Source organism: Mycolicibacterium canariasense (assembly GCF_002101555.1).
GTDB classification, from domain to species: Bacteria; Actinomycetota; Actinomycetes; order Mycobacteriales; family Mycobacteriaceae; genus Mycobacterium; species Mycobacterium canariasense.
In genome coordinates this window covers 72,867-96,862 of record NZ_LQOL01000060.1, presented here as the reverse complement: position 1 = coordinate 96,862, position 23,996 = coordinate 72,867, and the positions used below count along the sequence as shown (strand labels likewise).

Here is a 23,996-nt window from a genome sequence, read left to right as displayed (position 1 = left end):
TCTGTGCCAGAGTGGGGCTCAACACCCGGGAGGCGGCCCGCGCGGTTGCCGCATCGCGTTCGGCGAAAGGACCGACAGAGTGGCCCCGTTGACTGTCACCATTTCGGTGACGCCGAACTCATCACCGGGCCTGCGGCCGCCGTCATCGAACACCACGGGTGGCAGCACCGCACCGCCGAGCGCGACGCCGTCCACGCCGTGAGCGCCGACCTCACCCCCACCGATCTGCTCGACCTGGGCGACGGGCGCGCGCTGGCCGTGGTCACCCACGACGGCGGCGCTTCGGCGGTACCCGTACTGGCCGAGGACGGTCGATGGCGACGTGCGACCGCCGGTGACGGGGTGGCCGAGGCCCTCATCCGCCTGCTCACCGCCGGCCCGGGACGGTCCGTGCACGGTCGCTTCAGCGTGACCTCCTGGGCCGGCCGGCGCGCGGCGTCCGGCGAACGCGCGATCACCGTCGACCAGACCAACGAATCGGTCATCGTGGGTGAGGTGGCCGTCGTCAAATGGGCCACCCATCTGGAGCCGGGCCCCCATCCTGCCCCGCAACGGCTGTCCAGCCTGACCGCGGCCGGCTTCACCGCGATGCCGACACCGTGGGGCCTGGTGACCTGGCAACCGGATGACGGCGCAGAGACCGGCGCAGAGACCTTGGTGGCCACCGTCACCGGATTCCTGCCGGGCGCGGTCGACGGCTGGACGTGGGCGGTCGACTTGTTCGCCGCCGCAACACGTGCCGGCGACCCGTCGGCCGTCGGCGCCTCGTTCGCCACCGTGGGCACGGCCGTGGCCGACCTGCATGCCGCGCAGGCCGCCACCGCGGCCACCGCCACCGCGCAGGACGCCCGACGTTGGCGCGACGGCGCTATGGACACACTGAAGACGGCAAAAGCCTTGGCCGCCAACAGCACCGGGCAGCTGCTGGCCGACCACGACACCGAGGTGGTCAGGCTGCTGGAGAGCCTCGGCGGGCTGGTCGGGCTACCCATCCTCGACGCGCACGGTGATCTGCATGTCGGGCAGGTGCTGCGCAGCGAAGACCGGTTCGTGATCACCGATTTCGACGGCAACCCGGTGCTGCCGCCGTGGCAGCGGGTGCTGCCGGTGCCGGCGGCCCTGGACGTGGCGGGCATGCTGCAATCCCTGTCCCACGTGGCGATCGTGGTGGCCCGGCACCACGATGTCGACCCGGACGGCCTACGCCGGGTCGACGCGGCGGCGCAAGCGGCGTTCCTCGATGCGTACACCACCGCACTCGCCGCATCCGGTCAGCGGCAGCTGTTCTCGGCCGAGGCGGTGCCCGCTTTCCGTCTGCAACAGATACTGCGCGAAATCGTCTACGCCGGGCGGCATCTGCCGCGGTGGATGTACGTCCCCGACGCCGCGCTGCCCGCCCTGCTGGAAGGTGTGCAACCGTGAAACCCCTGGAGTTCGCCCGCGATCTGGCCCGCAAGCCGGACATCCTCGCCGGGCTGGCGGACGCGCTGGCCGCCGCCGATCCGTGGGCCGAGGCACTGCCGGGGTCCGTCGACCGCGTGGTGTTCCTCGGGATGGGCTCGTCGGCCTATGCCGCCGGCGTCGCCGCCGCCCGCCTGCGTGCCCGCGGGGTGTGCGCGGTCTCCGATCTCGCCTCGACCCGACTGTTGCCGGCGTGGGGTCCGGGGACCGTCGTGGTGGCGACGTCCGCCTCCGGCGGGTCGGTGGAAACCCTTGACGCGCTGCGCCGCATCGACCCCGGCGCGACGCTGGTGGCGGTGACCAATACGCCCGGTTCGCCGATCACCGACATCTGCGGCCGCACCGTCGACCTGCTGGCCGAACCCGAGGCCGGCGGGGTGGCGTGCCGCAGTTTCCAACACACGCTGGCCCTGTTCCTGGCCTTGGAGTGTCACCTCACGGGGACGTCGACGGCGGCCGTGGTGGACACCGTCCGGGCGGCGGCCGCCGCGAGCGATTGGCTGTTGTCGACCGAGCAGGACTGGCGTCCCGAGGTCTCGAGCCTGTTGCTCGGGCCCGACGAGACCCACCTCTGCGCGCCGGCACACCGACTTTCGTCCGCTCAGCAGGGTGCACTGATGTTCCGGGAGGGACCGCGGCGCGCCGCCACCGGCAGCGAGACCGGCGAGTGGAGCCATGTCGACGTGTACCGCACCAAGAACACCGACCTGAGGTTGTTGGTCTTCGCGGGGTCGCCGTGGGAGGACCAGATGGCGGAATGGGCCGGCCCGCGCAACACCAAGATCGTCGGAGTGGGCGGGGCGGTGCCGTGTGCCGCCACGACGTTGCGTTACCCCGGCGACGAGGACGACGATGTCCGGCTGCTGACCGAGACGCTCATCCCCGAACTCGTCGCCGCCCGGGCCTGGCAGCACGCCGAGGCCCCCGGCTGACGTTCAGGACATGGCGTCGCGCAAGCTCTTTGGCCTCAGATCGGTCCAGCTCTCCTCGACGTAGGCCACACAGTCGGCCCGGGTGCTCGCACCGAACACCACCCGCCAGCCGGCGGGTACGTCGACGAACGCCGGCCACAGGCTGTACTGCTCCTCGTCGTTGAGCAGAACGTAGAAGGCGCCGTTCTCGTCGTCGAACGGATTCGTGCTCACTGCGCCCTCCTCGCGAGCTCGGAGCCCGCAGTTTCGGATTGCTGATTCGCTCGCGAGCTTCGCTCGTGGCCGCTCCTCTGGGCGGCGGTGGTGAATGCGGGCGACCCGAGGACGCGGTCGGACAAGCGACCCAGGCAACTGAGATTCGGGAAGCCCGGTCCCTGGGTCAGGCCGGCGAGCCCGGGTAGGAACAGCTTGGGCTCGACATCCTCGACGGACAGGTCGTGGCCGATCGCCTCCTGGAGACGGTCACTGGTCAATGGGCCGCCCAGCCCGAGCTCGAGCACGTCGAGGGCTTCCTGGCGCAACAGCGGCTGGAACCACATCGCGTTGGCGCCCGAACCGTCGATCACCAGATCGAAACCGTGCACCGTTTCCAAGCGCTCACTGCCCCGCTCGGTCTCCAGGGTGAGCCGGATGCGCTCATCGCGGGCCACCGCGTGGGCCACCCGGCCGCGCAGGTGCCGGATCCGATCGTCGGCGAGCAACGCCTCCTGCACGCGCACCGAGAACACCCCGCGGTCGGTGCGGTTCATCGCATCCCGCTTCTCGGCCAGGGTCAAACCATCCCAGTGGGTGGGGTCCGAATACAGGGTGTTCTCGAAAAAACCCTCACCGCGGGTGAACAACGTCACCTGCGGTGAGATCACGGTGATGGTCGAAACCCGGTGCCGGAACAGCTCGTCGAGCATGGTGCCCGCGGTCTCACCGCCGCCGATGACGGCCACCCGGTCGGCGGCGATCAATTCCTGCGCGGCGGCCCGATGCCAGAACTGCGCGATGGACAGCACCCGCGGATTACCGGGCAGCAGTGAACGCTCCGCCTGGCCGGGTCCGGTGATCATCAGCGCATCGGCCCGCACGGTCTGCTCCCGCGTCGTCAGCTCCCAGCCCGACCCGTCCAGACCGATCTCGGTGACCTCCCCCAGCGTCACCGACATGCCCACCCGGTCGGCCACCCACTGCAGGTACTGGCTCCACCGCCGGTGGGTGGGCGCGGGTCGACCCCGGTCCACCCATTCGGCGAACTGCCCGGTGCCCACCAGATAGGACTGCCAGCTGTGCCGGGTCATCCGTTCATCCAGTTCGGCGTTGCGCCGCGGCACCAGGGCGGACTGGTACGGGAAACCGACGTCCTTCTCCGGCCCGGTGCCCAGCCGGTGCTGGCCGTCGGTCCAACCGCCGGCGGCCTGCCAGTTGGCGGCGATCGCGGTGCGTTCCACCGCGATCACTTCGGGGGCCTGCACACCCATGGCGCGCAGTTCGGCTGCCTTGGCCGCGACGGCGACGGCTTTGGCGCCGGCGCCGATGATGGCCAGTTTCTGTGTCATGTTGCGGTCACCTCTCGTAAGGCGTCCTGCCACATCGCCTGCAGGGTGGCGACGTCGGCGGCGGACAGGATGTCGGGCAGGGTGCGCCACTGGCTGCCCAGTACCGGCACCCCGTTGCGTTCGATCAGTGCCACGTTGAGCGTGAGCTCGTGGCGGACGGCCAAGCCGGGCTCCGGGGTCGGGGACAGCTTGGCCAGCAGTTCGCGGTCTGGCAGCAGGGCCTCCGATCCACCCGCGTGGTGGATCCGGCCCAGATAGTTCAGCAGGACCTGCGGATCACGGTACGCACCAAGCCGTTCGGCGGTGTCGGTGCGCAGGTACCGCAGCAGCGGATAGTCGATACCGTCGCCGGGAATCGGCGCCACGGTGTCGTCGACGACCCGCAGCGGGTAGATCGCGCTCAGCAGGCCGACGGTGTCACCGGTGTCGATCCGGCGGGAGTCGTCGGTCAGCCCGGCCGACACGACGGCGTCGGCGCGGCCGTGGGTTTCCAATGCCAGCAGCGGCGCCGGCGTCGCCTGCCCGCGGGCCCGCCGCCAGGCGGTGATCATGCGGGCGGTCGCCGCCGTCAGCAGGTCGGGCAGCACACCGGCCGTCGCCCGGGCCGTCACCTCCGGATCGGTGAACGACATGCTGACCACCACGTCGCCCACGCGGTCGGTGGCCGGGCAGACCCGACGGTTGCCCAGTTCCGGATCGTCACCGATGAGTTGGGCCTCCCAGAAGTCACAGGTGTCCAGCTTCAGAGCGCGCTCGGCCAGGATGTTGGACCACCGCCGCAACGACGTGTGCTCACGCACCGGGTGCGGTGGGTGACCGGAAGCCACTGCATGCCAGGCGGTTTCCAGCTCACCCAGGACGATCCGCCACGATGCGGGGTCCATCGCCAGGACGTGCGCGGTCAGCAGCAGCACGTCGGCCCCACTGTCGTGGTGCAGCAACACCGCGCGCACCATCTCCCCCGCCGCCGGGTCCAGGTGTGCCAACGAGCGCTCGGTGTGCTGGGCGACGGCGGTGGCCAGGTCACCGGAGGCGGATGCCTCGGTGAGCACCTCCCCGACCGGATGCGCGACGAGGGTCATGCTGGCGGGATCGAGTCTGCTGCGCAGCGCTCCGTGACCGTCGATCACGGAGCGCAACACCGTTTCCAGCCGATGCCGCGTTGCCCCGGGGGGCAGCCGGATCGCCTCGGTCTGGGCCAGTCGGCGTGAGTCGCCGTGCGCCAGCAGCCAATAGCCGGCGGGGAGCAGCGGGATGGGTCCGGTGTCCTCCGGGTCGGCGTGCGCCTCGGCCGCCTCTGCCGCATCGGCGTCCAGGGCCTGCGCGAGTTCACGGATGCTGGCGCATTCCAGCATCAGCCGTGCCCGCACCGGGATACCGCGGCGGCGCACCGCCTGTACCACCGACAGCGCCACGATGCTGTCCAGCCCGAGGTCGAGGAAATCCGCGGTGACGTCCACCCGTTGCACATCCAGCAGATCGCCGAGCACCTCGGCCAGCACCGTCTCGGTGGCGGTGGCCGGGCCGGTCACCTCGTCGCCGTCGTGCCTGGCGTCCAGCGCGGCCAATGCCGCGTCATCGACCTTGCCGTGCGGCGTCAACGGGATCTGGTCCACCTCGATGATGTGGTGTGGGACAAGATATCTGGGCAAGATGGTCGCCAGATGCCCACGCAGCGCCGCGGTTCTGCTCGCCGGCGTCGCTCCGCTCGCCCCGGGATTTTTCCCGGTCGCTGCGCTCGCACCGGTATCTTTCCCCGTCGCTCCGCTCGCCCCGATATCTTTCCCCGTCGCTCCGCTCGCCCCGATGACAACGTAAGCGGTCAGCCGTGGACCGTTGCGGTGCCGGCGCACCGCCACATGCGCGTGGGACACGTCGGGGTGGCGGTGCAGGGCCGCGGCCACCTCACCGGGTTCTACCCGGAAACCGCGGATCTTCACCTGATCGTCGCGGCGGCCGATGAACTGTAGGGCGCCGCCCGGCCCGCGGCGCACCACATCACCGGTGCGGTACATCCGGGCACCGGGGATGAACGGGTCTGCGACGAATCGGCCTGCGGTCTCCCCCATCCGGCCCACGTATCCCCGGGTCAGCTGACCACCGGTCAGGTACAGCTCGCCGGCCACGCCGTCGGGCACCGGCCGCAGCCAGCCGTCCAGCACCCGTGCGGTGGTGGGGTCGGTGGGATGGCCGATGCACGGCTGCTCGTGGTCGGCGATCCTGGCGACGACGGCCTCCACGGTGGTTTCGGTGGGGCCGTAGCAGTTGTGTGCGCGCACCCCGGTGCGGGCGCATTCGGCCTGGATGGCTTGCCAGGCGGCGGTGTCGACGGCCTCACCGCCCAGGGCCAGCACCGCCAGCGGGACGGTGGTCAGCAACCCTGCGGCCCGCAGCTGCCCGAACATCGACGGGGTGGTGTCGATCATGTCGAGGCCGAAGCGGGCGATCTCGGCGACCAGCGCCTCGGCGTCGCGTTGCACGGCGTCGCCGACGATGTGGACGCAGTGCCCGTCCAGCAGGGCCACCAGCGGTTGCCAGGCGGCGTCGAAGGTGAACGACCAGGCGTGCGCGATGCGTAGCCGCCGTCTGGCCGGCCGCAGCACATTGCGCGCATGGTCGGCCGCGTAGGCCAGCAGGGCCTGATGAGTTCCGATGACGCCCTTGGGTTTTCCGGTGGTGCCCGACGTGAACACGATGTAGGCACCCTGACCGGGCCGTACCGGCGCGGGGACGAATTCGGGTATCGGCGCATCGGCGACCGCGGCGAGGACGCTGTCGTCGACGATGACCGTGGCACCGGTCTGCCCGATGATGTCGTCGATGCGGCTGTCCGGCATGCCGGGATCCAGCGGCACGATCATGCCGCCGGCCTTGAGCACGGCCAGCATGGCGACGACGTAATCGGGTCCGCGGCGCAGCAGGATCGGCACCGGGGTTTCGGTGGACACCCCACGGCGGACCAGTTCGGCGGCCAGCCGGTCGGCGGCTTCGTCGAGTTGGCGATAGGTGAGCTCCCCACCCTCCCAGCTCAGCGCGACCGCGCCCAACCGGTCGGCGGCGGCCTCGGTGAAGGCGGTGTGGAATCCGCCCGCATAGGTGTGGGTGTCTTTGGCGGGCAGCACCGCGGCCTCGTCGCCTACGGTGACGGTGACCTCGCGCAGCGGACGGTCCCAATGCGCCAGCAGACCGCGCACCACCACCAGCACCCGTTCCCCGAGCGTCTGCGGATCCACCAGCCCCATTGCGCCGTCCAGGGTTTCGACCAGCACCGTGAGCCGGCCGCGCGTGGGGTGGGCGGCGATGGTGATCGGGAAATGCGACAGGCTTTCCAGCGCGGACGGGCGGATCACCGCACCGCCGAGGTCGAAGTCGCCGCTGCCGACGAGACCCCCCGGCGGGAAGTTCTCGTACACCAACAGGGTGTCGTACAACTCGCCGATCCCGCCGGCCGACCGCAGCTCGGTGTGACTCAGGTAGCCGTGGTCGCGTAGTTCGGCGGCTTCGCGTTGCAGGGCAAGGCATTGCGCGCCGACGCGGCCCGCCGGATCCAGGAGCACGCGCAGCGGCACGGTGTTGATGAACAGACCGACCATGGATTCGACCCCGGCCAGGTCGTCGGGCCGGCCCGACACCGTCACCCCGAACACCACGTCGGTGCGGTCGGTGCATGCGGACAGGATTGCCGCCCAAGCCATCTGGAACAGCGTGCTGACGGTGACACCGCGGGCGCGGGCGGCGTCGAGCAGTTCGGTGGTGCCCGCCTCGTCGAGGGTCACCTCGGTGCGTCGCGGCAGTCCGGGCGCGGCCTCCCCGCCCGAGAGCGCGGGTGCCAGCATGGTCGGGCCGTCCAGACCGGCCAGGTGGGTGCGCCAGCGCTGCAGGCTGACCTCCGGGTCCCGGGCGGCCAGCCACCCGATGTAATCGCGATACGGCCGGGGTTGCGGCGGCAGCGCCGTCAGGTCGCCCCCCGCCCGGTACAGCCCGAGCAGTTCGCCGACGAACACCGGCAGCGACCATCCGTCGATGACGATGTGATGCGCGACGACCACCAGGCGCCACCGGGAATGCGGCATCTCGGCCAGCAGGAACCGGATCGCCGGGCCGCGGGTCAGATCGAACGGGCGGCGGCGAGCCTCGTCCTCCAATGCCGCCGCGTCCGCCTCGGTGTCGACGACGACATGCTCCCACGGCAGCTCGAAGGTCGCGGGCACCACCGCGACCGGACGGCTGAGCTTGCCCTGGAAGAAGCTGACCCGCACATTGGGATGGCGTTCCAGCATCGCCTCGGCGCAGGACCGCAGCAGCGCGGCGTCCAGGCCGCCCTCGACGTCGGCGGCCATCGCGATGAAGTACGGATCGGCGCCGCCGTCGGTGAGGCCGGCCAGCGAGTACAGCCCCTGCTGCAGCGGGCTGAGGGCCATCACGTCGAGGATGGCCGGTGCGTCGGTCACTGTGTTTGCCACCCCGCCGTCAGCTCGGCCAGCTCATCGGCGGACAGCCCGGAGGCGGCCATCGGGGCGTGCCGGGTGTCGGCGACCTGCGCCTGCCCGGCCTTGGCGTCCAGCGCGGCCGCCAGTTCGGCCAACACCGGGTGTTCGAACACCATCCGCGCCGTCAGGGCCACCCCGGCGTCACGGGCGCGGGCGGCCAGCTGCACGGCCAGGATGCTGTCCCCGCCCAGGGTGAAGAAGTCGTCGTGCCTGCCGAACTCCTCGACCCCGAGCAAGGTGCTGAGCATCGCGGCCAGCGTGCGCTCGGTGTCGGTCGCCGCCGGTTCGAACGGGCCCGACGAGGCCAGCACCGGACGCGGCACTGCCACCCCGTCGAGGCCGTCGAGCACCGTGATGCGCAGCGCCGCGAACTCTTCGGGCAGCGCGGCCCGCACGGTGTCGGCGAACGCGGCGACATCGGCCTGCGGATCTGCCGGTACCACATAGCCGGCGAGCACCGCGCCGGTGCGGGTTTCCCAGTACCGGGTCAGCGCGGCGGCCACCCCGTCGACCGCTTCCAGGGCGGCCTGCGCCCGGTGGTCACCGCGCTCCACGTAATCCAGCGCCCCGGCGTCGCTCCAGCGGGCGCGGTCACCGGTGCGGTACAGCCGCGTGCCCGCCGCGAACGGGTTGGCCGGGTACCGGAATTGCGCCATGGCCGAAGCGTTCTGGTACGCCTCGTCGATGGCGCCGCCGGCGTAGTACACGTCGCCGATCACTCCCGCTCCGACCGGGGACAGCCACTCGTCGAGCACGTATACCCGGTCCGCCCCTGCGGTCTGCGGCAATCCCGGCTCGGGTGCCGCGACGGCGCTCCACTGGGCCACCTGCTCGGCGCCGCCGATCGCGATATCGCGCAGGGTGCCGTCGGGATGGTGGGCGAAGGCGTCGATGACGCGCAGCAGCCAGTCCACCAGGCGTTGCGCGGTGGCCCGCTGGTACAGCTCGGTGCGGAAGATGACGGTGCCCTGATAGCCGTCCGCCGCCGTGGCGAAGAAGTTGAGCGACAGGTCGGCGTGCGCCACGTCGAAGGTGGGTTCCAATGCGGTGAAACGCGTTTCCCAGTACTGATCCCCCGAGTCGCTTCGCTCCTGCCCGTCGGCAACGGAGGAGTCGATGACCCGGTCGGCGGGCAACTCCTCGCGCACGTGCACGACGACGCCGAACAGCGGGTTGCGCGACAACGACCGCACCGGGCTGACCGCGTCCACCACCCGGTCGAACGGCAGGTCCTGGTGCGCATACGCCGCCAGCGCCATCTCACGGGCACGCCGGAGCACCTCACGCACCGTCGGGTTGCCGGACAGATCGTTGCGCAGCACGACGATGTTGATGAAGAACCCGATGAGCTGATCCAGCTCGGGTTCGGTCCGGCCCGCCACCGGCGTGCCCAGCGGGATGTCGGTGCCCTCCCCGGCCTTGTGCAGCGCGACGGCGACGGCGGCCTGCAGCAGCATGAATTCGGTGATACCGAGTTCGCGGGTCAACTCGGCCAACCGGGCCCGGGTGTCGGCGTCGATGGTGAAGCCCAGCGCCTCGCCGTCACCGGTCGGGACCGGCGGGCGCGGGAAGTCCGGCCGCAGCCCGTTCTCCTCGGGCAGCCCGGACAGCTGGTCGGTCCAGTAATCGCGTTGCGCGGCAAGCTCGTCACCGGCCAGCAGCTCGGCCTGCCACGCCGCGTAATCGGCGTACTGCACCGGCAGCGGCTCGAAGTCCGGCGCCGCGCCGGCCCGGCGGGCGCGGTAGGCGGTGAGCACGTCGGTGAACAGCACGCCCGCCGACCAGTGGTCGGCGGCAATGTGGTGCACCACCAGGGACAGCACGTGGCATTCGGGGGTGGACAGCACGGCCGCGCGGATGGGCCGGTCGTGTTCCAGGTCGAAACAGTAGCGACGTTCGGCGTCGAGCTCACGCTGCAGCCACTCGTCGTTGTCACCGCGGGCGCGGCGTACCGGCACGGGTTCACTCGGATTGACGATCTGGTAAGGCGCGCCGTCGATTTCGCGGTAGGTGGTGCGCAGGATCTCGTGCCGGTCCACGACGTCGGTGATCGCGGCGATGAACGCCTCGACGTCGCTGGGCCCGGTGAGCCGCGCCGCGAACGGGATGTTGTTGACCGGGTTGGGTCCGTCGATGCGGAACTGGAACCACTGGCGCAGCTGCGCCGCGGACATCTGCAGCGGCCCCGTGCGGTCTACGCGAGTCATGGCGGGCCGGTCGCTGCCACTGCCGGTGGCCCGCACGGTATCGATATGTGCGGCCAGCGCCGCCACGGTGGCCAGTTCGAAGACCTGCTGCACACCGATGTCGACGCGGCACCGCGCCCGCACCGCGGCCACCAGTTTGGTGGCCAGCAGCGAATGCCCGCCGAGGTCGAAGAACGAGTCGTCGGCGCCCACCTCGTCGCGGCCCAGCAGTTCGGCGAACAGCCCGGCGATGGCCCGTTCGGTGTCGGTGCCGGGTTCGCGGTATTCGGTGCCGGCGGAGATCTCCGGTTCGGGCAATGCCGACCGGTCGATCTTGCCGTGCGCGGTGATCGGGATCTCGTCGATCTCCACGTAGGCGGCCGGGATCATGTACTCCGGCAGCGCCGCGGCCACCCGGGCCCGGATCCGGTCGACCTGCACGGCGTCGCCGTCGGCGGCCGGGGTCACGTAGGCGACCAGGCTGCGACCCAGGGTCGGCAGGTCGCTCACCACGACGACGGCCTGCCCGACCGACGGATCCACCGAGATCGCGGCGGCGACCTCGCCGAGTTCGATACGGAAGCCGCGGATCTTGACCTGTTCGTCGGCGCGGCCGACGAATTCGATGTCGCCGTCGGCGTTGCGGCGGGCCAGATCGCCGGAGCGGTACATCCGCCCGCCGGGATTGAAGGGGTCGGCGACGAAGCGTTCGGCGGTCAGACCGTGCCTGCGGTGATAGCCGTGCGCGACATGGGTTCCGCCGATGTAGATCTCGCCGATCACGCCGACCGGTACCGGCTGCAGCGCGTCGTCGAGCAGGTGGATGGTGGTGTTGATCTTGGGCGTGCCGATCGGCACGATCCGGGAGCCTTGCTTGCCCTCGACCTTGAACCGGGTGCAGTTGAGCACCGTCTCGGTGGGGCCGTAGAAGTTGTGTAGGAGGGCGTCGAAGGTGGCGTGGAACTTGTCAGCGACCTCACCGGGCAGCGCTTCGCCGCCGATCGGGACGCGTTGCAGGCTGCGCCATTCGCTGACGCCGGGCAGCGACAGGAACAGCCCGAGCAGCGAGGGCACGAAGTGCATGGAGGTGATGCCCTCGTCACGCAACAGCGCGGTCAGGTAACCGATATCACCGAGACCGCCGGGCTTGGGGATGACCAGCCGCGCACCGGCGGCCAGCATGCCGAACAGCTCACCGATCGACACGTCGAAGCCCTGGGATGCCACCTGCAGCAGCCGGTCGTCCTGGGAAACCTGGTACTCGTCGCCGAACCACACGAAGTATTCGGCGATCGGCCGGTGTGGCACCGGAACACCCTTGGGCAGACCGGTGGAGCCGGAGGTGTAGATCAGGTAGGCGGTGTTCTCGGGCAGCAACGGCCGGACCCGGTCGGCATCGGTGGGGTCGACCGTGCCGAAGCTCTCCAGATCCGGGACGGGTTGCCGGATCACGACTTTCGGATCCGAGTCGGACAGGATGTAGTTCAGCCGGTCCTCGGGGTAGCCCGGGTCGACGGGCAGGTACACCGCGCCCGCCTTGACGATGCCGAGCGCGGTGATGACCAGTTCCGGCGACTTCTCCAGCAGCACGGCGACCCGGTCCTCGGTGCCGACGCCCTGGGCGATCAACCAGTGCGCCACCCGGTTGGCTTCCTCGTTCAGCTCGCGGTAGCTGTAGTGCCTGCCCTCGTATGTGACGGCGACGGCATCCGGGGTGCGGGCCGCCTGTTCCTGCACCAGTGCGGTCAACGTGGTCGGGGGTGTGTCGAAGCGTTCGCCGTGGGACACGGCGTGCAGCCAGGCCTGGTCCTCCGCGGTGAACAGCTCGAGGCGCTGCACCGGCAGGTCGGGCTGGGCCAGGGCGTTGTCCAGCAGTACGGCGAAGTGCGCCAACATGTTCGAAGCCAGATCGGTGTCGATGATCTCGGTGAGGTGTTCGGCCTCGACGGTGGCGCCGTCGGCGTGCCATTCCACCATGAAGCCCAGCGGCAGCTGGGTGACGTGGCTGCGCAGCTCGGCACGGGTGCACGCGATGCCCGCGGGCCGGAATCCGCCGCCGTCGGGTTCCCGGAACCCGAAGCTGACGCGGGTCATCCGCTCGGCGCCGTGCCGCCGGTCCGGGTTCAATTCGGCCACCACCCGGTCCAGGTTGACGCGCTGGTGCGCGAACGCCGCGACGGCGGTGTCGCGCGCCGCGATCACCAGGTCGCGGAAGCCCTGGGTGCCCTTGGGCCGCAACCGCATCGCCACGGTATTGCCGTAGTAGCCGATCGCCTCGTCGGTACCGCGGTTGACCACGGGACTGGCGACCAGGAAGTCGTCGGCATGGGTGTAACGATGCAGCAGAACCCCGAACGCGGCCAGCAGCACCATGTACGGCGTGGCGCCGGTGTCGCGGGCCAGCGCGGCAACCTTGTCCACGGTGCCCGCCGGGAGCGCCAGCGTGCTCAGTTGCGAACGGAATCCGGTCGGCACGGCCGAACCGGACGGCCCGGGCAGTTCCAGCGGCTCGGGCGGGTCGGCCAGCACGGTACGCCAGTGCGCCAGGTCCTCGTCCGTGGTGTCGGCGGCCGGTGCGGGCGGGCGTGGGGTAGGTCCGAGGTCTGCACCTTCGTAGGCCCGGGTGAGGTCGGTGAAGAACACCCGCCAGGACCCGTCGTCCCAGGCGATGTGGTGCGCCACCAGCAGCATCACGTGTTCGTCGGCGCCGGTGCGCACCAGCGTGATCCGCAAGGGTGCGTCGATGCTCAGATCGAACGGCGTTCCGAATTCCCGCTGCGCCAGTACCTCCAGCCGCAGCGCGCGCGCCCGCTCGGACTTGTCCGACACGTCGTGGTAAGCCCAGCCCGGACGCAGATCGTCGTGCACGGTGGGCGTCGGCTCGCCGTTCTCGTCGGTGGCGTAGGTGGTGCGCAAGATGGGATGCCTGCGACCGACGGCGTCGACCGCGGCGCGCAATGCGGCGGGGTCCACCGGTCCGGTGAGCCGGTAGGAGACGCAGACGTTGAGCAGCACCCCGGTGGGATCGGCGCTCTGCACGAACCACATCCGGCGCTGGCCGTCGGACAGTGCCGCGGGATCCGGTTCGGTGGCCTGCGCGGCGGACAACCCGCGCTCGGCGAGTTTGCGCCGCATCAGCTCGAGCCGGGCGTCCCGCCCGGTAGTGGTGGTGGCATCTGCGATATCAGTCACGCGACAGTGCTTTCCTTATCGGTCTTGTGGAGATCAGTCTTTGTCAGCTGCTCGATCAGCTCGGTACCGGTGACGCCGCCGAGGATCGTGGCCAGCGGAACCTTGTGCCCGGTGGCCTGCATGAGTTTCTTGCGGAGATCGAGGGCCAACAACGAGTCGACGCCCAGGTCGAGTAACGACTGCGCCAGGTCCAGCACGGCGGTGTCGGCCACCTTCAGCACCGCCCCGAGCGCGGTCCGCACGGCGCCGGCGGGATCGACCCGCCCGGTGGCTGCGGGGACCACGTCGGGGACGGCAGCACCGTCGTGCGCGCCACCGAGGAAGGTGTGCAACCGGCCCGGGTCGGCGGAGAACACCAGCGGGTCGGCCGTCCAGTCCCGGAGGCAGACATGCGCGGCCCGGTCCGGGACCATGGCCACCAGACCCGAGCGCTGCACTTTGGTGATCTCGTCCTCGTCGATGATGCCGGTGCCCGGCCACAGGCCCCAGCGCACCGCCGTGCAGCGGCGGCCGGCGGCCCGGTGCTGGGCGGCCTGGACGTCGAGTAGCCGATTGGCGGCGGCGTAGGCGATATGGCCTCGACCACCCCACAGTCCGGATACCGACGAGCACAACAGGATTCGGGCGTCGGCGCGCAGCGGCCAGGCGGCGGCGAACCGGTCGAATCCGGCGACCTTGGCCGCCACGGTCTGCTCGAACGCCGCCGCGGTGAGCTGCCGGTACTCGGTGATGCTGGCCGCGCCCGCGGCGTGGATGACCAATGATGCTGCCGTGGCGCCTGTTTCGACGACCGCCGCGGCCAGCGCGACAGGATCGGTGATATCACAGCGCGCCGAGACGATATCGGCGCTCAGCTCGGCGAGTTCGGCGGCATCGACACCGCCGCGGCTGAGCAACACGATCCGGCGCGCGCCGTGGTCGGCGAGGTAACGGGCCAGGTGCAGGCCGACCACACCGTTACCACCGGTGATCACCACCTCGTCCAGCACGCCCGAGTCCGGGGTCCACGCGGGGGTGGTGATCTGTTCGTCTCGGGTGGATCGCCGGTAGCCGACGCCGTCCCGGATGGCGAACTCACCGGCCGGGCCCAGCAAGATGTCCACGGCGGCCTCGTCCAGCGTGGCGTCCGGCAGGTCGAGGTGGCCGAAGCGGTGGTCGGGGAATTCCAACCCCAGGCTGCGGTGCATGGCCCCCAATGCGGCCTGTGCGGGCAGCGGCGCCGGGTCGCCGGGGCGGACCTGTTCCCCGTTGACCGTGACCAGCCACACGTCCCGGTCGGTGCCGCTCAGTGTGTCCGCGTAGTCGAGCAGCCCGGATTCGATCCGGCCGGCGAGTTCCGTAGCGGCCGTGGCGGTGTCGGTACCGTCGAGTGCGGGCGCCACCACGATGAGCAGGTCGGTGTCGGCGGGCTCAGCGGTCGCCAGGCGGCGGGCCAGCACGGCGCCCAGGTCGCTGTCGGCGCCGATCACCGCGGCCCGCCGGGCGTCGGCCCTGGCCGGGGCATACGGTTGCCACTGTTCGACGGCCACGCTGACGCCCGCGACGCGCGGCAGCGGAAGTGGTGCCGCCCAGAGGTGTTCGGACCGCATCGGGGCGAAGGGGAAGTTCGGCAGCGGCCCGACGGCCCCGGTGACGTGGTCGGCCCAGCGGTGGCCCGGATCGCTGACGGCGACCGCGGCGATGTTGGCCGCCAGCCGGTCGGTGATCGGCTCGTCGCGCCGGCCGGAGCCGACCGTGAGCGCGTCGGCGACCTCCAGATCGTCGAACACGTCGCCGAGCGCGTACAGCAGGGCCGGGTGCGCGGACAGCTCGACGAAGGTCCGCGCACCGCCGGTCACGGCCGCGGCGATGGCACGGTCGAACCGCACGGTGCTGCGCAGGTTGGTGTACCAGTAGTCGGCGAAATCGGTGCCCGCCGCCACGACGGCACCGGTGGCCGAACCGATGAACCGGACCGGGGCCTCGGCGAATTCGCCGGCGGGCAGCAGCGCGTCCAACTCCGACCGCAGCGGGTCCAACTTGCTGGTGTGGGCGGGGAACCACATCTCGATCTCGCGGGCGAAGGCCCCGCGGTCGGTGACATCGTGCACCAGCGACGCGATGGCCGCGGTGTCACCGGATACCGCGACCGAGGATTTCGAGTTGACCACCGAGACTTCGGCCCAGCCGTCGACACCGGCGACGGCCTGCTCGGCCGCGTCCGGGGACAGTCCGAGGACCGCGACGCGGTACGGCCCGGTCAGTCCGTCGAGCAGGGTGGCGCGTGCGGCGACGACGCCGACCGCCTGCGGCAGGGTGATGGTGCACGCGACATAGGCGGCGCCGATCTCGCCGAGACTGTGTCCCACGGTCAAATCGGGCAGCACACCGCAGGACCGCCACACCCGGGCCAGGGCCACCCCGTGCACGAATTGGGCACCTTGGATCTGCACCTGGGTGAAATCGTTGGTCACCGCCGAGGGCTCGGCCATCAGGTAGTCCAGTGGCGACGCGTGCCCGGCGGCGACGAACGCGGCGGCGCAGCGGTCGGCTTCGGCCCGGTATTCGGGCAGCCGGTCGTAGGCGTCGACGCCCATCGAGGGCCATTGGCTGCCCTGACCGGGGAACACGAAGGCGAGGTTGTGCGCGGGCTGCGCGGAGCACGCGACCAGCGGGTGGTCTACGCCCGCCGCCACGGCGCGCAGGGCGTCGGTCAGCTCGCCGATGTCCGCGGCACGGATCACCGTGCGGTGCCGACGAATCCGGCGAGTGCGGAGCAGGGTTGCCGCCACGGCGGCGACGTCGGCAGGCCGCCGATCCAGGTACCGCACGATGGCGGCGGCGTCCTGGGCGATGAGGTCCTCGGTGTGGGCGCTCAGCAGTACCGGCAGGCGTCCGTCGGGCAGTGTGGTCACCGGCCCTCCCCCGCGTCCGGTATCGCCACCACGACATGGGTGTTGGTGCCGCTCATCCCGAAGGCGGAGACCGCCCCGATCCGCACGCCGCCGGCGGCCGGCCACGGTGTCAGCTTGGTGGCCAGGCGCAACCCTTGGTTGTCCCAGTCGATTTCGCGGCTGGCTTCGTCGGTGTGCAGGCTGGCGGGCACCGAGCCGTGCTGTGCCGAGACGATCACCTTGGCCAGCCCGAGGGCCCCGGCCGCGGCCTGGGTGTGCCCGATGTTGGATTTGACCGATCCCAGCAGGGCACCGGCCCCCGGCGCGGCGGCGCCGTAGGTCCGGGCCAACGCCCGCAGTTCGGTGCGGTCACCGAGCCGGGTGGCGGTGCCGTGGCCTTCGATCATGCCGACGTCTTCGGGGGCCAGGCCGGCCGCGGCGATGGCGCGAGCGAACAGCCGCTCCTGCGCGGTGCCGTTGGGCGCGGTGAGACCGACGGTGCGGCCGTCGGAATTGACGGCGGTGGCGCGCACTTCGGCCAGCACCGGCCTACCGTCGCGAACCGCGGCGGATTTCTTCTGCAGCAGGAACATTCCCGCTCCTTCGGCCCATACTGTGCCACTGGCGTGGGCGCTGTAGGGCCGGCAGTGCCCGTCGTCGGAGAGGGCGTGCTGCTTGGAGAACTCGACGAAATAACCAGGGGTGCCCATCACGCAGACGCCGCCGGCCAGGGCCATATCGCAGTCGCCGGCGCGCAGGGCCGCGACGGCGGTGTGCAAGGCGGACAGTGCCGAGGAGCAGGACGTGTCGACGGTCAGTGCCGGGCCGGCCAGGTCCAGGGTGTAGGCGATCCGCCCGGAGATCACCCCGAGCGAGGTTCCGGTGATGAGATGGCCGCTGTGCGAGGAGAATTCGGACAGCGGTGGCCCGTATTCGAGCGCCGAGGCGCCGACATAGCAGCCCACGTCGTGGCCGGCGAGGTCGTCGGGATTGATGCCGGAGTTCTCGATGGCGCGCCAGGCCAGCCGCAGGGCGACGCGCTGCTGCGGGTCCATGGCCACGGCCTCGCGGGGTGAGACGCCGAAGAAGGTCGGATCGAAAATGCCTGCGCTGTCCAAGAATCCGCCGAGATCGTGGATCTGTTTGAAGCCGTCGCGCAGGGAGCCGTCCAGCAGTTCGGCGATCGCCCAGCCCCGGTCGGTGGGAAAGTGGCTCAGTGCTTCGCGCTGCTCGGCGAGGAGATCCCAGAAAGCGTCGGCGGTGTCCACACCGCCGGGCGCCTCGACCGCCATCCCGACGATCACCACCGGATCGTCGTCGTGTCGTGGCGAGTCAGAGCTCATTGATCAACTCCGCGACGTCTGCGGTGTGGTCGTTGATGTAGAAGTGCCCGCCGTCGAAGATGGAACAGGTGAAGGCGCCGGTGGTGTGGGATTCCCAGCGGCGCAGCATGGTTTCGCTGATCCGGTGGTCACGGTCCCCGCCGAGGGCGTGGATGTCGGCGTCGATGCGCACGTCGTCGGCGCAGCTGTACCGGTTGAACGCGGCGTAATCGGCGCGGACCGCCATGAGCAGCAGCTCCACGAAATCCTCGTCCTCGAGCAGCTGCGGGTCGGTGCCGCCAAGATCGACCATCTCGGCGATGATCTCGTTCTGCGCCATCGGAAGCGCGGGCGACGCGGCCACCGCGGCGGGCGCTTCGCTGGCCGACACCCACAGGGCCGCCACCTCGACGCCACGTTGCTGGGCCACCCTGGCGAACTCGAAGGCCACCACCGCGCCCATGCAATGCCCGAACAGCCGCAGCGGTCCGAGCCGATCCCAGCGGCCGGCGTCGAACAGGTCGGCGGCCAGTTCGGTGACGGTGGCCGGCGCCGGGTGGGTCAGCCGGTCACCGCGCTGCGGGTATTGCATGACGTAGGTGTCGGCACCGGCGACGGCCAGCGCGGTGCCCAGTGTCCGGTAGGCCAGTGCGGCACCACCGGCGTGCGGGAACACCAGGGTCGGCGCGCCGGGTGCGGCGTACCGCTTGATCCACGGTGCGAACGCGAGATCCGCGGCGGTCACGAGGCCGCGGCGGCGTCGAGGGCGTGCACCACGTCCGCGTCGTCCATCTGGGCGACCTCCAGATACAGTTCGGCGACCTGGTCGAGCCGGTCGCTGCCGGGCTCCCTGGCCGTCAACCGCGCGGCGAGGGCTTCGACGGTGCGGGTGGCGAAGATGTCGGGCACCATCACGGTCGGGGTGTCCAGCCATTCCCGGATCCGGGCCACCGCGGTGGTGGCCAGCACGGAATCGCCGCCGAGCGCGAAGAAGTCGTCGTCGACACCGATGCTCGTCGTGCCGAGCAGTTCGCCGATGATGGTCGCCAGCGCCCGCTGTACCGGGGTGACCGGCATCCTGCGGTCGGCGTCCGGTCCGTCGCCGACCACCTCGGCCAGGATCCGGGCCGCGGCACGGCGGTCGGTCTTGCCGGCCAGGGTGAACGGGATACGCTCGACCAACTCGATGTGCCGCGGAATCATGTGCGGCGGAACGAGTTCGGCAACGGAATCGGTGATCCGCGGGACATCCAGCCCGGGATCGTCGAGGCTGACCAGCGCGGCCAGTACGTCGTTGCGCCGGGCTCCGGACGCGGGCACGATGCCGGCGACCGCGGCGCGCACGCCGGGGATGCGCTGCAGCGCCGCCTCGACATCACCCAGTTCGATGCGATACCCGCTGATCTTCACCCGGTGATCGGCGCGCCCGACGAACTCCAGGGTGCCGTCGGGCCAGTACCGGGCCAGGTCGCCGGTGCGGTACCAGCGACGGCCGTCGTGCTCGACGAAACGTTCGGCGGTCAGGTCCGGTCTCCCGCGGTACCCCGACGCGATACCGCGCCCACCGATCCACAGTTCGCCGGGCACCCAGTCCGGGCAGTCGGCGCCGAACGAATTGACCACGCGTGCAGCGTTGTTCGGGAACGGCACGCCGTAGGGCACCGCAGTCCAGGCCGCTGGCATGTCGATTGCGGCTTCGTGGATGGTGGCGTGGATCGCGGTTTCGGTGGCACCGCCGAGGCCGGCGACACGGACCCCGGGCGCCTGGGCGCGCAACCGGCGCACCATCGCGGTACGCACCCAGTCCCCACCGGTCAGTACCACCCGCAGTGTAGAAAGCAGGTCGGCCGTTCCGGTTTCGGCGAGCATCTCCAGGCTGCCGGGCAGGAAGTTGAGCACGGTCACCCGATGCTCGTGGATCAGCCGGGCCCAGGTGTCCGGGTTGCGGCGGTCCGCCTCGTCGACGGCGACGATCGCGCCGCCGGTGGCCAGGGTGGCGAAGACGTCGAGAACCGACAGGTCGCATTCCAGGGTCATCAGCGCCAGGCACCGATCGTCGGGCCCGATCTCGAAGTGTCCGTAGAGGAATTCGGCGGTGTTCATCGCCGCGGCGTGGGTGACCTCCACGCCCTTGGGCTCGCCGGTCGACCCGGAGGTGAACAGCACGTAGGCCAGTTCCTGCGGGTCGGCGAGCACGGGGGCGAACCCCGGGTCGTTTGCCACCGCGCGCCGCCCCACCCGCAGCGCCTCCGGGATGGTCAGGGCGGGCAGCCAACTAGGTTCCTGGTCACCGCACACCAGCGCCATCCGCACGCCGCCGGTGTGCAGGATGCGCTCGGCCCGTTCGGCCGGCTGGTCGACGCCGATCGGAAGGTAGATCGCGCCGGCGGACAGGATGCCGAGCAGCGCGGTGATCTGGTCGGCGCCTTTGGGGCCGAGCACCGCCACGGTGTCACCGGGTTTGATACCGGCGGTGTGCAGGGCGGCGGCGACGGCCAGCACCTGCTCACGCAGTTCGGCGTAGGTCAGCGTGCCGGTGGAGCCGATGACCGCGGTGGCCTCCGGGGTGGCGGCCGCCGAGGTGAAGAACCCGGCGTGCAGCGGTTGCCCGCCGGTGTCGGCGGTGGTGCCGTTGAGCCGCTCCCGGACCGCGCGCTGTTCGGCGCTGACCAGCGGGGCGCGGGTGGTCTCCCAGGCGGTGTCGTCGGCGGCCAGCCGGAGCAGCTCGCCGATGTGCCGGTCGAACATGGCGTCGATGAGGCCGGCGGGGAATGCGTCCTCGCGGACATCCCAGTTCACCAGGATGCCGCCGTCGAACTCGGTGACCTGGGCGTCCAGCAGCACCTGCGGCCCTTGCGAATTGATCCACACCGGCTTGCCGAAGGTGTCGGTGACCTCCGCGGCGAACAGTTCGCCCAGGCCGAGCGCGCTGGTGTAGACCACCGGGGCCAGCACCTGGGTACCGCGGTGGCGGCTGAGGTCGCGCAGCACCGACAGACCCGGGTAAGCGGCGTGCGCGGCCGCGCTGCGGAACACCTCCTGCACGGCGCGGGACCGGGCGGCGGCGGTGTCGGCGGTGCGCAGGTCGATGTCGAGCAGCAACGACGAGGTGAAATCACCGACCAGCGCGTCGACGTCGGGGTGGTGCTGCTCGCGGCCGAACATCGGCACGTTGAGCAGGAAGCGCGGTTCGGCCGACCAACCCGCGAGCGCGTCGGAGAACGAGGCGGCCAGGGCCATCGCCGGCGTGATGCCGCGCCGGCGAGCGGCGCCGAACAGAGCGTCGCGGGTCTGCGGGTCCAACCAGTGGTGACGCCGGGTGGTGTGCCGCGGGTCGGCCTGCTCGGCCTGGGGCACCACCGGCAACCGCGGCGGGTCCGGTAGTTCGGGGATGCGCTCGGCCCACCACTGCCGATCCGCGTCGGCCGTGGGCTGCTGTGTCGCGGCGAGCCGGTACTGCCGGTAGGTGTAGCCGAGCGGGGTCAGGTCCGCGCCGTTGTACAGCCGGGTCAGGTCCGACATCAGCGTGCGGTAGCTCATCGCGTCGGCCGCCTGCATGTCCAGGTCGACGTGCAGCCGGGAGCGGCCGTCGGGCAGCAGCGTCAGTGCCAGCTCGAACACCCCATGCTCGAGCTGCTGGTGCGACTTGGCGCGGCGGATCTGCGCCAGTCGTGCCTCCACGTCCACGGATTCACGCAGATCCACCAGTTGCACCGGGAACGGTTGCGGCACTGGGCCGATGCGCTGGGTGCCGTCGGCCAGAAACTCGACCCGCAGCATCGGATGCCGTTCGGCGAGCTTTGTCGCCGCCCGACTCAGCCGGTCGTGATCGACCGCTTCACCGTCGAATTCGACGTACAGATGACCCGCGACCCCGCCGAGCTGTTGATCGCCTTCCCGGCCGATCCACATGGCGTGCTGCATCGGAGCGAGCGGGAATGGGTCCCCGGAATTCGAATCCTCTTCGACATCAACGGTTTCGGCGTCGGTGTCGACGCCGTCCCGGCCGATCAGTTCCGACCACGCGCGCACCGACGGTTGCGCCGCAAGCGAGGCGAAGTCGATGTCGAGGCCCTTTTTCCGCCATTTGCCGGCCAGCGACATCATCCGGATGGAGTCCAGCCCCTGGCTGACCAGATCCAGCTCGGGATCGATGTCGGCGGCGGCGATGCCGAGCAGATCGGCGATCTCTTGCCGGATGGTCTCTGTTATCTCCGAGGCATTCACAGCAACACTCATCACGCCTCCCAACGCCGTCCAATCGCTTAGCAAAGGCTGCCCTAATTTCGAGAAGGCTACCCTATATTCGGACTACCGAACACGCCTACCCCGAAGGGCAGACTCGTGACCCTGACCACGCCGCAACCGGCGGAATCCGCAGCACAGACCACCCTGGTGGCCGGGTTCCGGCCGTTCCCGGCCGACCGCGCGGCGCACTACCGGGCCGCCGGCCACTGGGCCGGGCAGACTATCGACGAGATCCTGCGTACGGCGGCGGCCACCTGGTCGGGCAATATCGCCGTGGCCGACGCCGCATCCGCGCATACCTTCGCCGAGCTGGACGAGTTGGCCGACCGCGCGGCGGCCGGCTTCGCGGCACTGGGCATCGCCCCGGGTGACCGCGTCCTGCTCCAGCTACCGAACTCGGCACGGTTTGTCGTCGCGCTGTTCGGGATGCTGCGCGCCGGCGCGGTTCCGGTGATGTGCCTGCCCGGGCACCGGTTGGCCGAACTGACCCATTTCGCGGCGGTCAGCGACGCGGTGGCCTTGGTCATCGCCGACAGCGCAGCAGGATTCGACTACCGGGTGATGGCCGAGGAACTCGTCGCGACCCATCCGACGGTGCGCCACGTCATCGTCGACGGCGACCCCGGTCCGTTCCTGCCGTGGTCCGCGCTGGAAAGCGCCGCCGCTCCACCCGTGGTCAGGCCGGCCACCGACTCCCCGGCCCTGTTGCTGGTGTCCGGCGGGACCACCGGCGCACCGAAGCTCATCCCCCGCACCCACGACGACTACGTCTACAACTTCACCGCCAGTGCCCAACTGTGCGCGCTGACCTCCGACGACGTGTACCTGGTGGCGCTGCCCGCCGCACACAACTTCCCGCTGGCCTGCCCCGGCCTGCTCGGCGCCCTGAGCGTCGGCGCCACCACGGTGTTCACCACCGACCCGTCACCGGAGGCCGCCTTCGCCGTGATCGACCGGCACGGGGTGACCGTCACCGCGCTGGTGCCTGCGCTGGCCAAACTGTGGACGGCGGCTTGCGATTGGGAATCCTTGGCCCCCAAGGGTATACGGCTGCTCCAGGTCGGCGGTGCAAAACTGGGTTCGGACGACGCGGCCGCCCTGCGCGCCGCGCTGACGCCCGGTTTGCAGCAGGTGTTCGGGATGGCCGAGGGCCTGCTGAACTACACCCGGCTCGGTGACTCCCCCGAGCTGCTCGACCACACCCAGGGTCGCCCGCTGTCCGACCTCGACGAGCTGCGCGTGGTCGACGAGGCCGGCCACGAGGTGGCCCCGGGCGTCGAGGGCGAGCTGCTGGTGCGGGGGCCGTACACCATCAACGGTTACTTCAACGCCCCGCAGGACAACGCCCGCTCCTTCAGCCCGGACGGCTTCTACCGCAGCGGGGACCGGGTCCGGCGGTTGGCCGATGGCTATCTGGAGGTGACCGGCCGGGTCAAAGACGTCATCACCCGCGGCGGCGAGACGGTGTCGGCGCTGGACCTGGAGGAACACCTGATCACGCACCCGGGCATCTGGGCGGCCGCGGCCGTACCGTTGCCCGACGAATTCCTCGGTGAGAAGATCTGCGCGGTGGTGGTTTTCAGTGGGGCACCGGTCAGCTTGGCCGACCTGAACGCCTACCTGGACGGCCGCGGCGTGGCCGCACACTCGCGGCCCGACACCCTGGTCGCGATGCCGTCGCTGCCGACCACCGCGGTCGGCAAGACCGACAAGAAGGCGATTGCAGCGCAGCTGACCCGGTGAGGCGG

At 70.7% G+C, this 23,996-nt stretch carries 11 protein-coding genes; 3 read left to right on the top strand and 8 right to left on the bottom strand.

From position 1 onward, the window contains the following. The first annotated feature begins 45 nt into the window (after positions 1-45). Positions 46-1,422 carry a glucosamine kinase gene (locus tag AWB94_RS21850; protein ID WP_234811833.1) on the top strand — a complete coding sequence of 459 codons (1,377 nt, stop codon included), beginning with the start codon at positions 46-48 and terminating at the stop codon, positions 1,420-1,422. Next, the gene (locus tag AWB94_RS21845; protein WP_062655371.1) at positions 1,419-2,393 is read left to right on the top strand and encodes an SIS domain-containing protein; all 975 of its coding nucleotides are present in this window, start codon (positions 1,419-1,421) and stop codon (positions 2,391-2,393) included. Before AWB94_RS21850 ends, AWB94_RS21845 begins: the two co-directional genes overlap by 4 nt. Before the next feature lie 3 nt (positions 2,394-2,396). Here the strand turns inward: AWB94_RS21845 and AWB94_RS21840 are convergent, their stop codons facing one another. The 8 genes from AWB94_RS21840 to AWB94_RS21805 are packed head-to-tail and all read right to left on the bottom strand — an operon-like array spanning position 2,397 to position 22,239. Next, complete coding sequence (locus AWB94_RS21840; protein WP_062655372.1) at positions 2,397-2,606, bottom strand: MbtH family protein; 210 nt, start codon at positions 2,604-2,606, stop codon at positions 2,397-2,399. Further along, positions 2,603-3,937, bottom strand: coding sequence for an NADPH-dependent L-lysine N(6)-monooxygenase MbtG (gene mbtG, locus AWB94_RS21835; protein ID WP_062655373.1), 1,335 nt, complete (start codon positions 3,935-3,937; stop codon positions 2,603-2,605). Before mbtG ends, AWB94_RS21840 begins: the two co-directional genes overlap by 4 nt. Next, positions 3,934-8,358: a non-ribosomal peptide synthetase gene (locus tag AWB94_RS21830; protein WP_062655449.1), complete on the bottom strand. Its 4,425-nt coding sequence runs from the start codon at positions 8,356-8,358 to the stop codon at positions 3,934-3,936. The genes mbtG and AWB94_RS21830 overlap by 4 nt, the downstream gene beginning before the upstream one ends. A gap of 26 nt (positions 8,359-8,384) precedes the next feature. After that, positions 8,385-13,805, bottom strand: coding sequence for a non-ribosomal peptide synthetase (locus AWB94_RS21825; protein WP_064961246.1), 5,421 nt, complete (start codon positions 13,803-13,805; stop codon positions 8,385-8,387). Continuing rightward, positions 13,802-16,699: a mycobactin polyketide synthase MbtD gene (mbtD, locus tag AWB94_RS21820; RefSeq protein WP_062655374.1), complete on the bottom strand. Its 2,898-nt coding sequence runs from the start codon at positions 16,697-16,699 to the stop codon at positions 13,802-13,804. Before mbtD ends, AWB94_RS21825 begins: the two co-directional genes overlap by 4 nt. Next, positions 16,696-18,021 (bottom strand): beta-ketoacyl [acyl carrier protein] synthase domain-containing protein, encoded by a 1,326-nt coding sequence (locus AWB94_RS21815; RefSeq protein WP_062655375.1) that lies wholly within the window; start codon positions 18,019-18,021, stop codon positions 16,696-16,698. The genes mbtD and AWB94_RS21815 overlap by 4 nt, the downstream gene beginning before the upstream one ends. Next, positions 18,011-18,745, bottom strand: a complete 735-nt coding sequence (locus AWB94_RS21810; RefSeq protein WP_062655376.1) for a thioesterase II family protein — start codon at positions 18,743-18,745, stop codon at positions 18,011-18,013. The genes AWB94_RS21815 and AWB94_RS21810 overlap by 11 nt, the downstream gene beginning before the upstream one ends. Continuing rightward, the gene (locus AWB94_RS21805; RefSeq protein WP_062655377.1) at positions 18,742-22,239 is read right to left on the bottom strand and encodes a non-ribosomal peptide synthetase; all 3,498 of its coding nucleotides are present in this window, start codon (positions 22,237-22,239) and stop codon (positions 18,742-18,744) included. Before AWB94_RS21805 ends, AWB94_RS21810 begins: the two co-directional genes overlap by 4 nt. Positions 22,240-22,344: 105 nt before the next feature. Between AWB94_RS21805 and AWB94_RS21800 the strand changes: the two genes are divergently transcribed. Continuing rightward, on the top strand, positions 22,345-23,991 hold the full coding sequence (locus AWB94_RS21800) for a (2,3-dihydroxybenzoyl)adenylate synthase (RefSeq protein ID WP_062655378.1): 1,647 nt from the start codon (positions 22,345-22,347) through the stop codon (positions 23,989-23,991). Positions 23,992-23,996 lie beyond the last annotated feature (5 nt).

Coding starts and splice junctions, on each gene's coding strand:
- mbtG (WP_062655373.1), bottom strand. CDS start 3,937: ATGACACAGAAACTGGCCATCATCGGCGCCGGCGCCAAAGCCGTCGCC.
- AWB94_RS21830 (WP_062655449.1), bottom strand. CDS start 8,358: ATGGCCCTCAGCCCGCTGCAGCAGGGGCTGTACTCGCTGGCCGGCCTC.
- AWB94_RS21815 (WP_062655375.1), bottom strand. CDS start 18,021: ATGAGCTCTGACTCGCCACGACACGACGACGATCCGGTGGTGATCGTC.
- AWB94_RS21805 (WP_062655377.1), bottom strand. CDS start 22,239: ATGAGTGTTGCTGTGAATGCCTCGGAGATAACAGAGACCATCCGGCAA.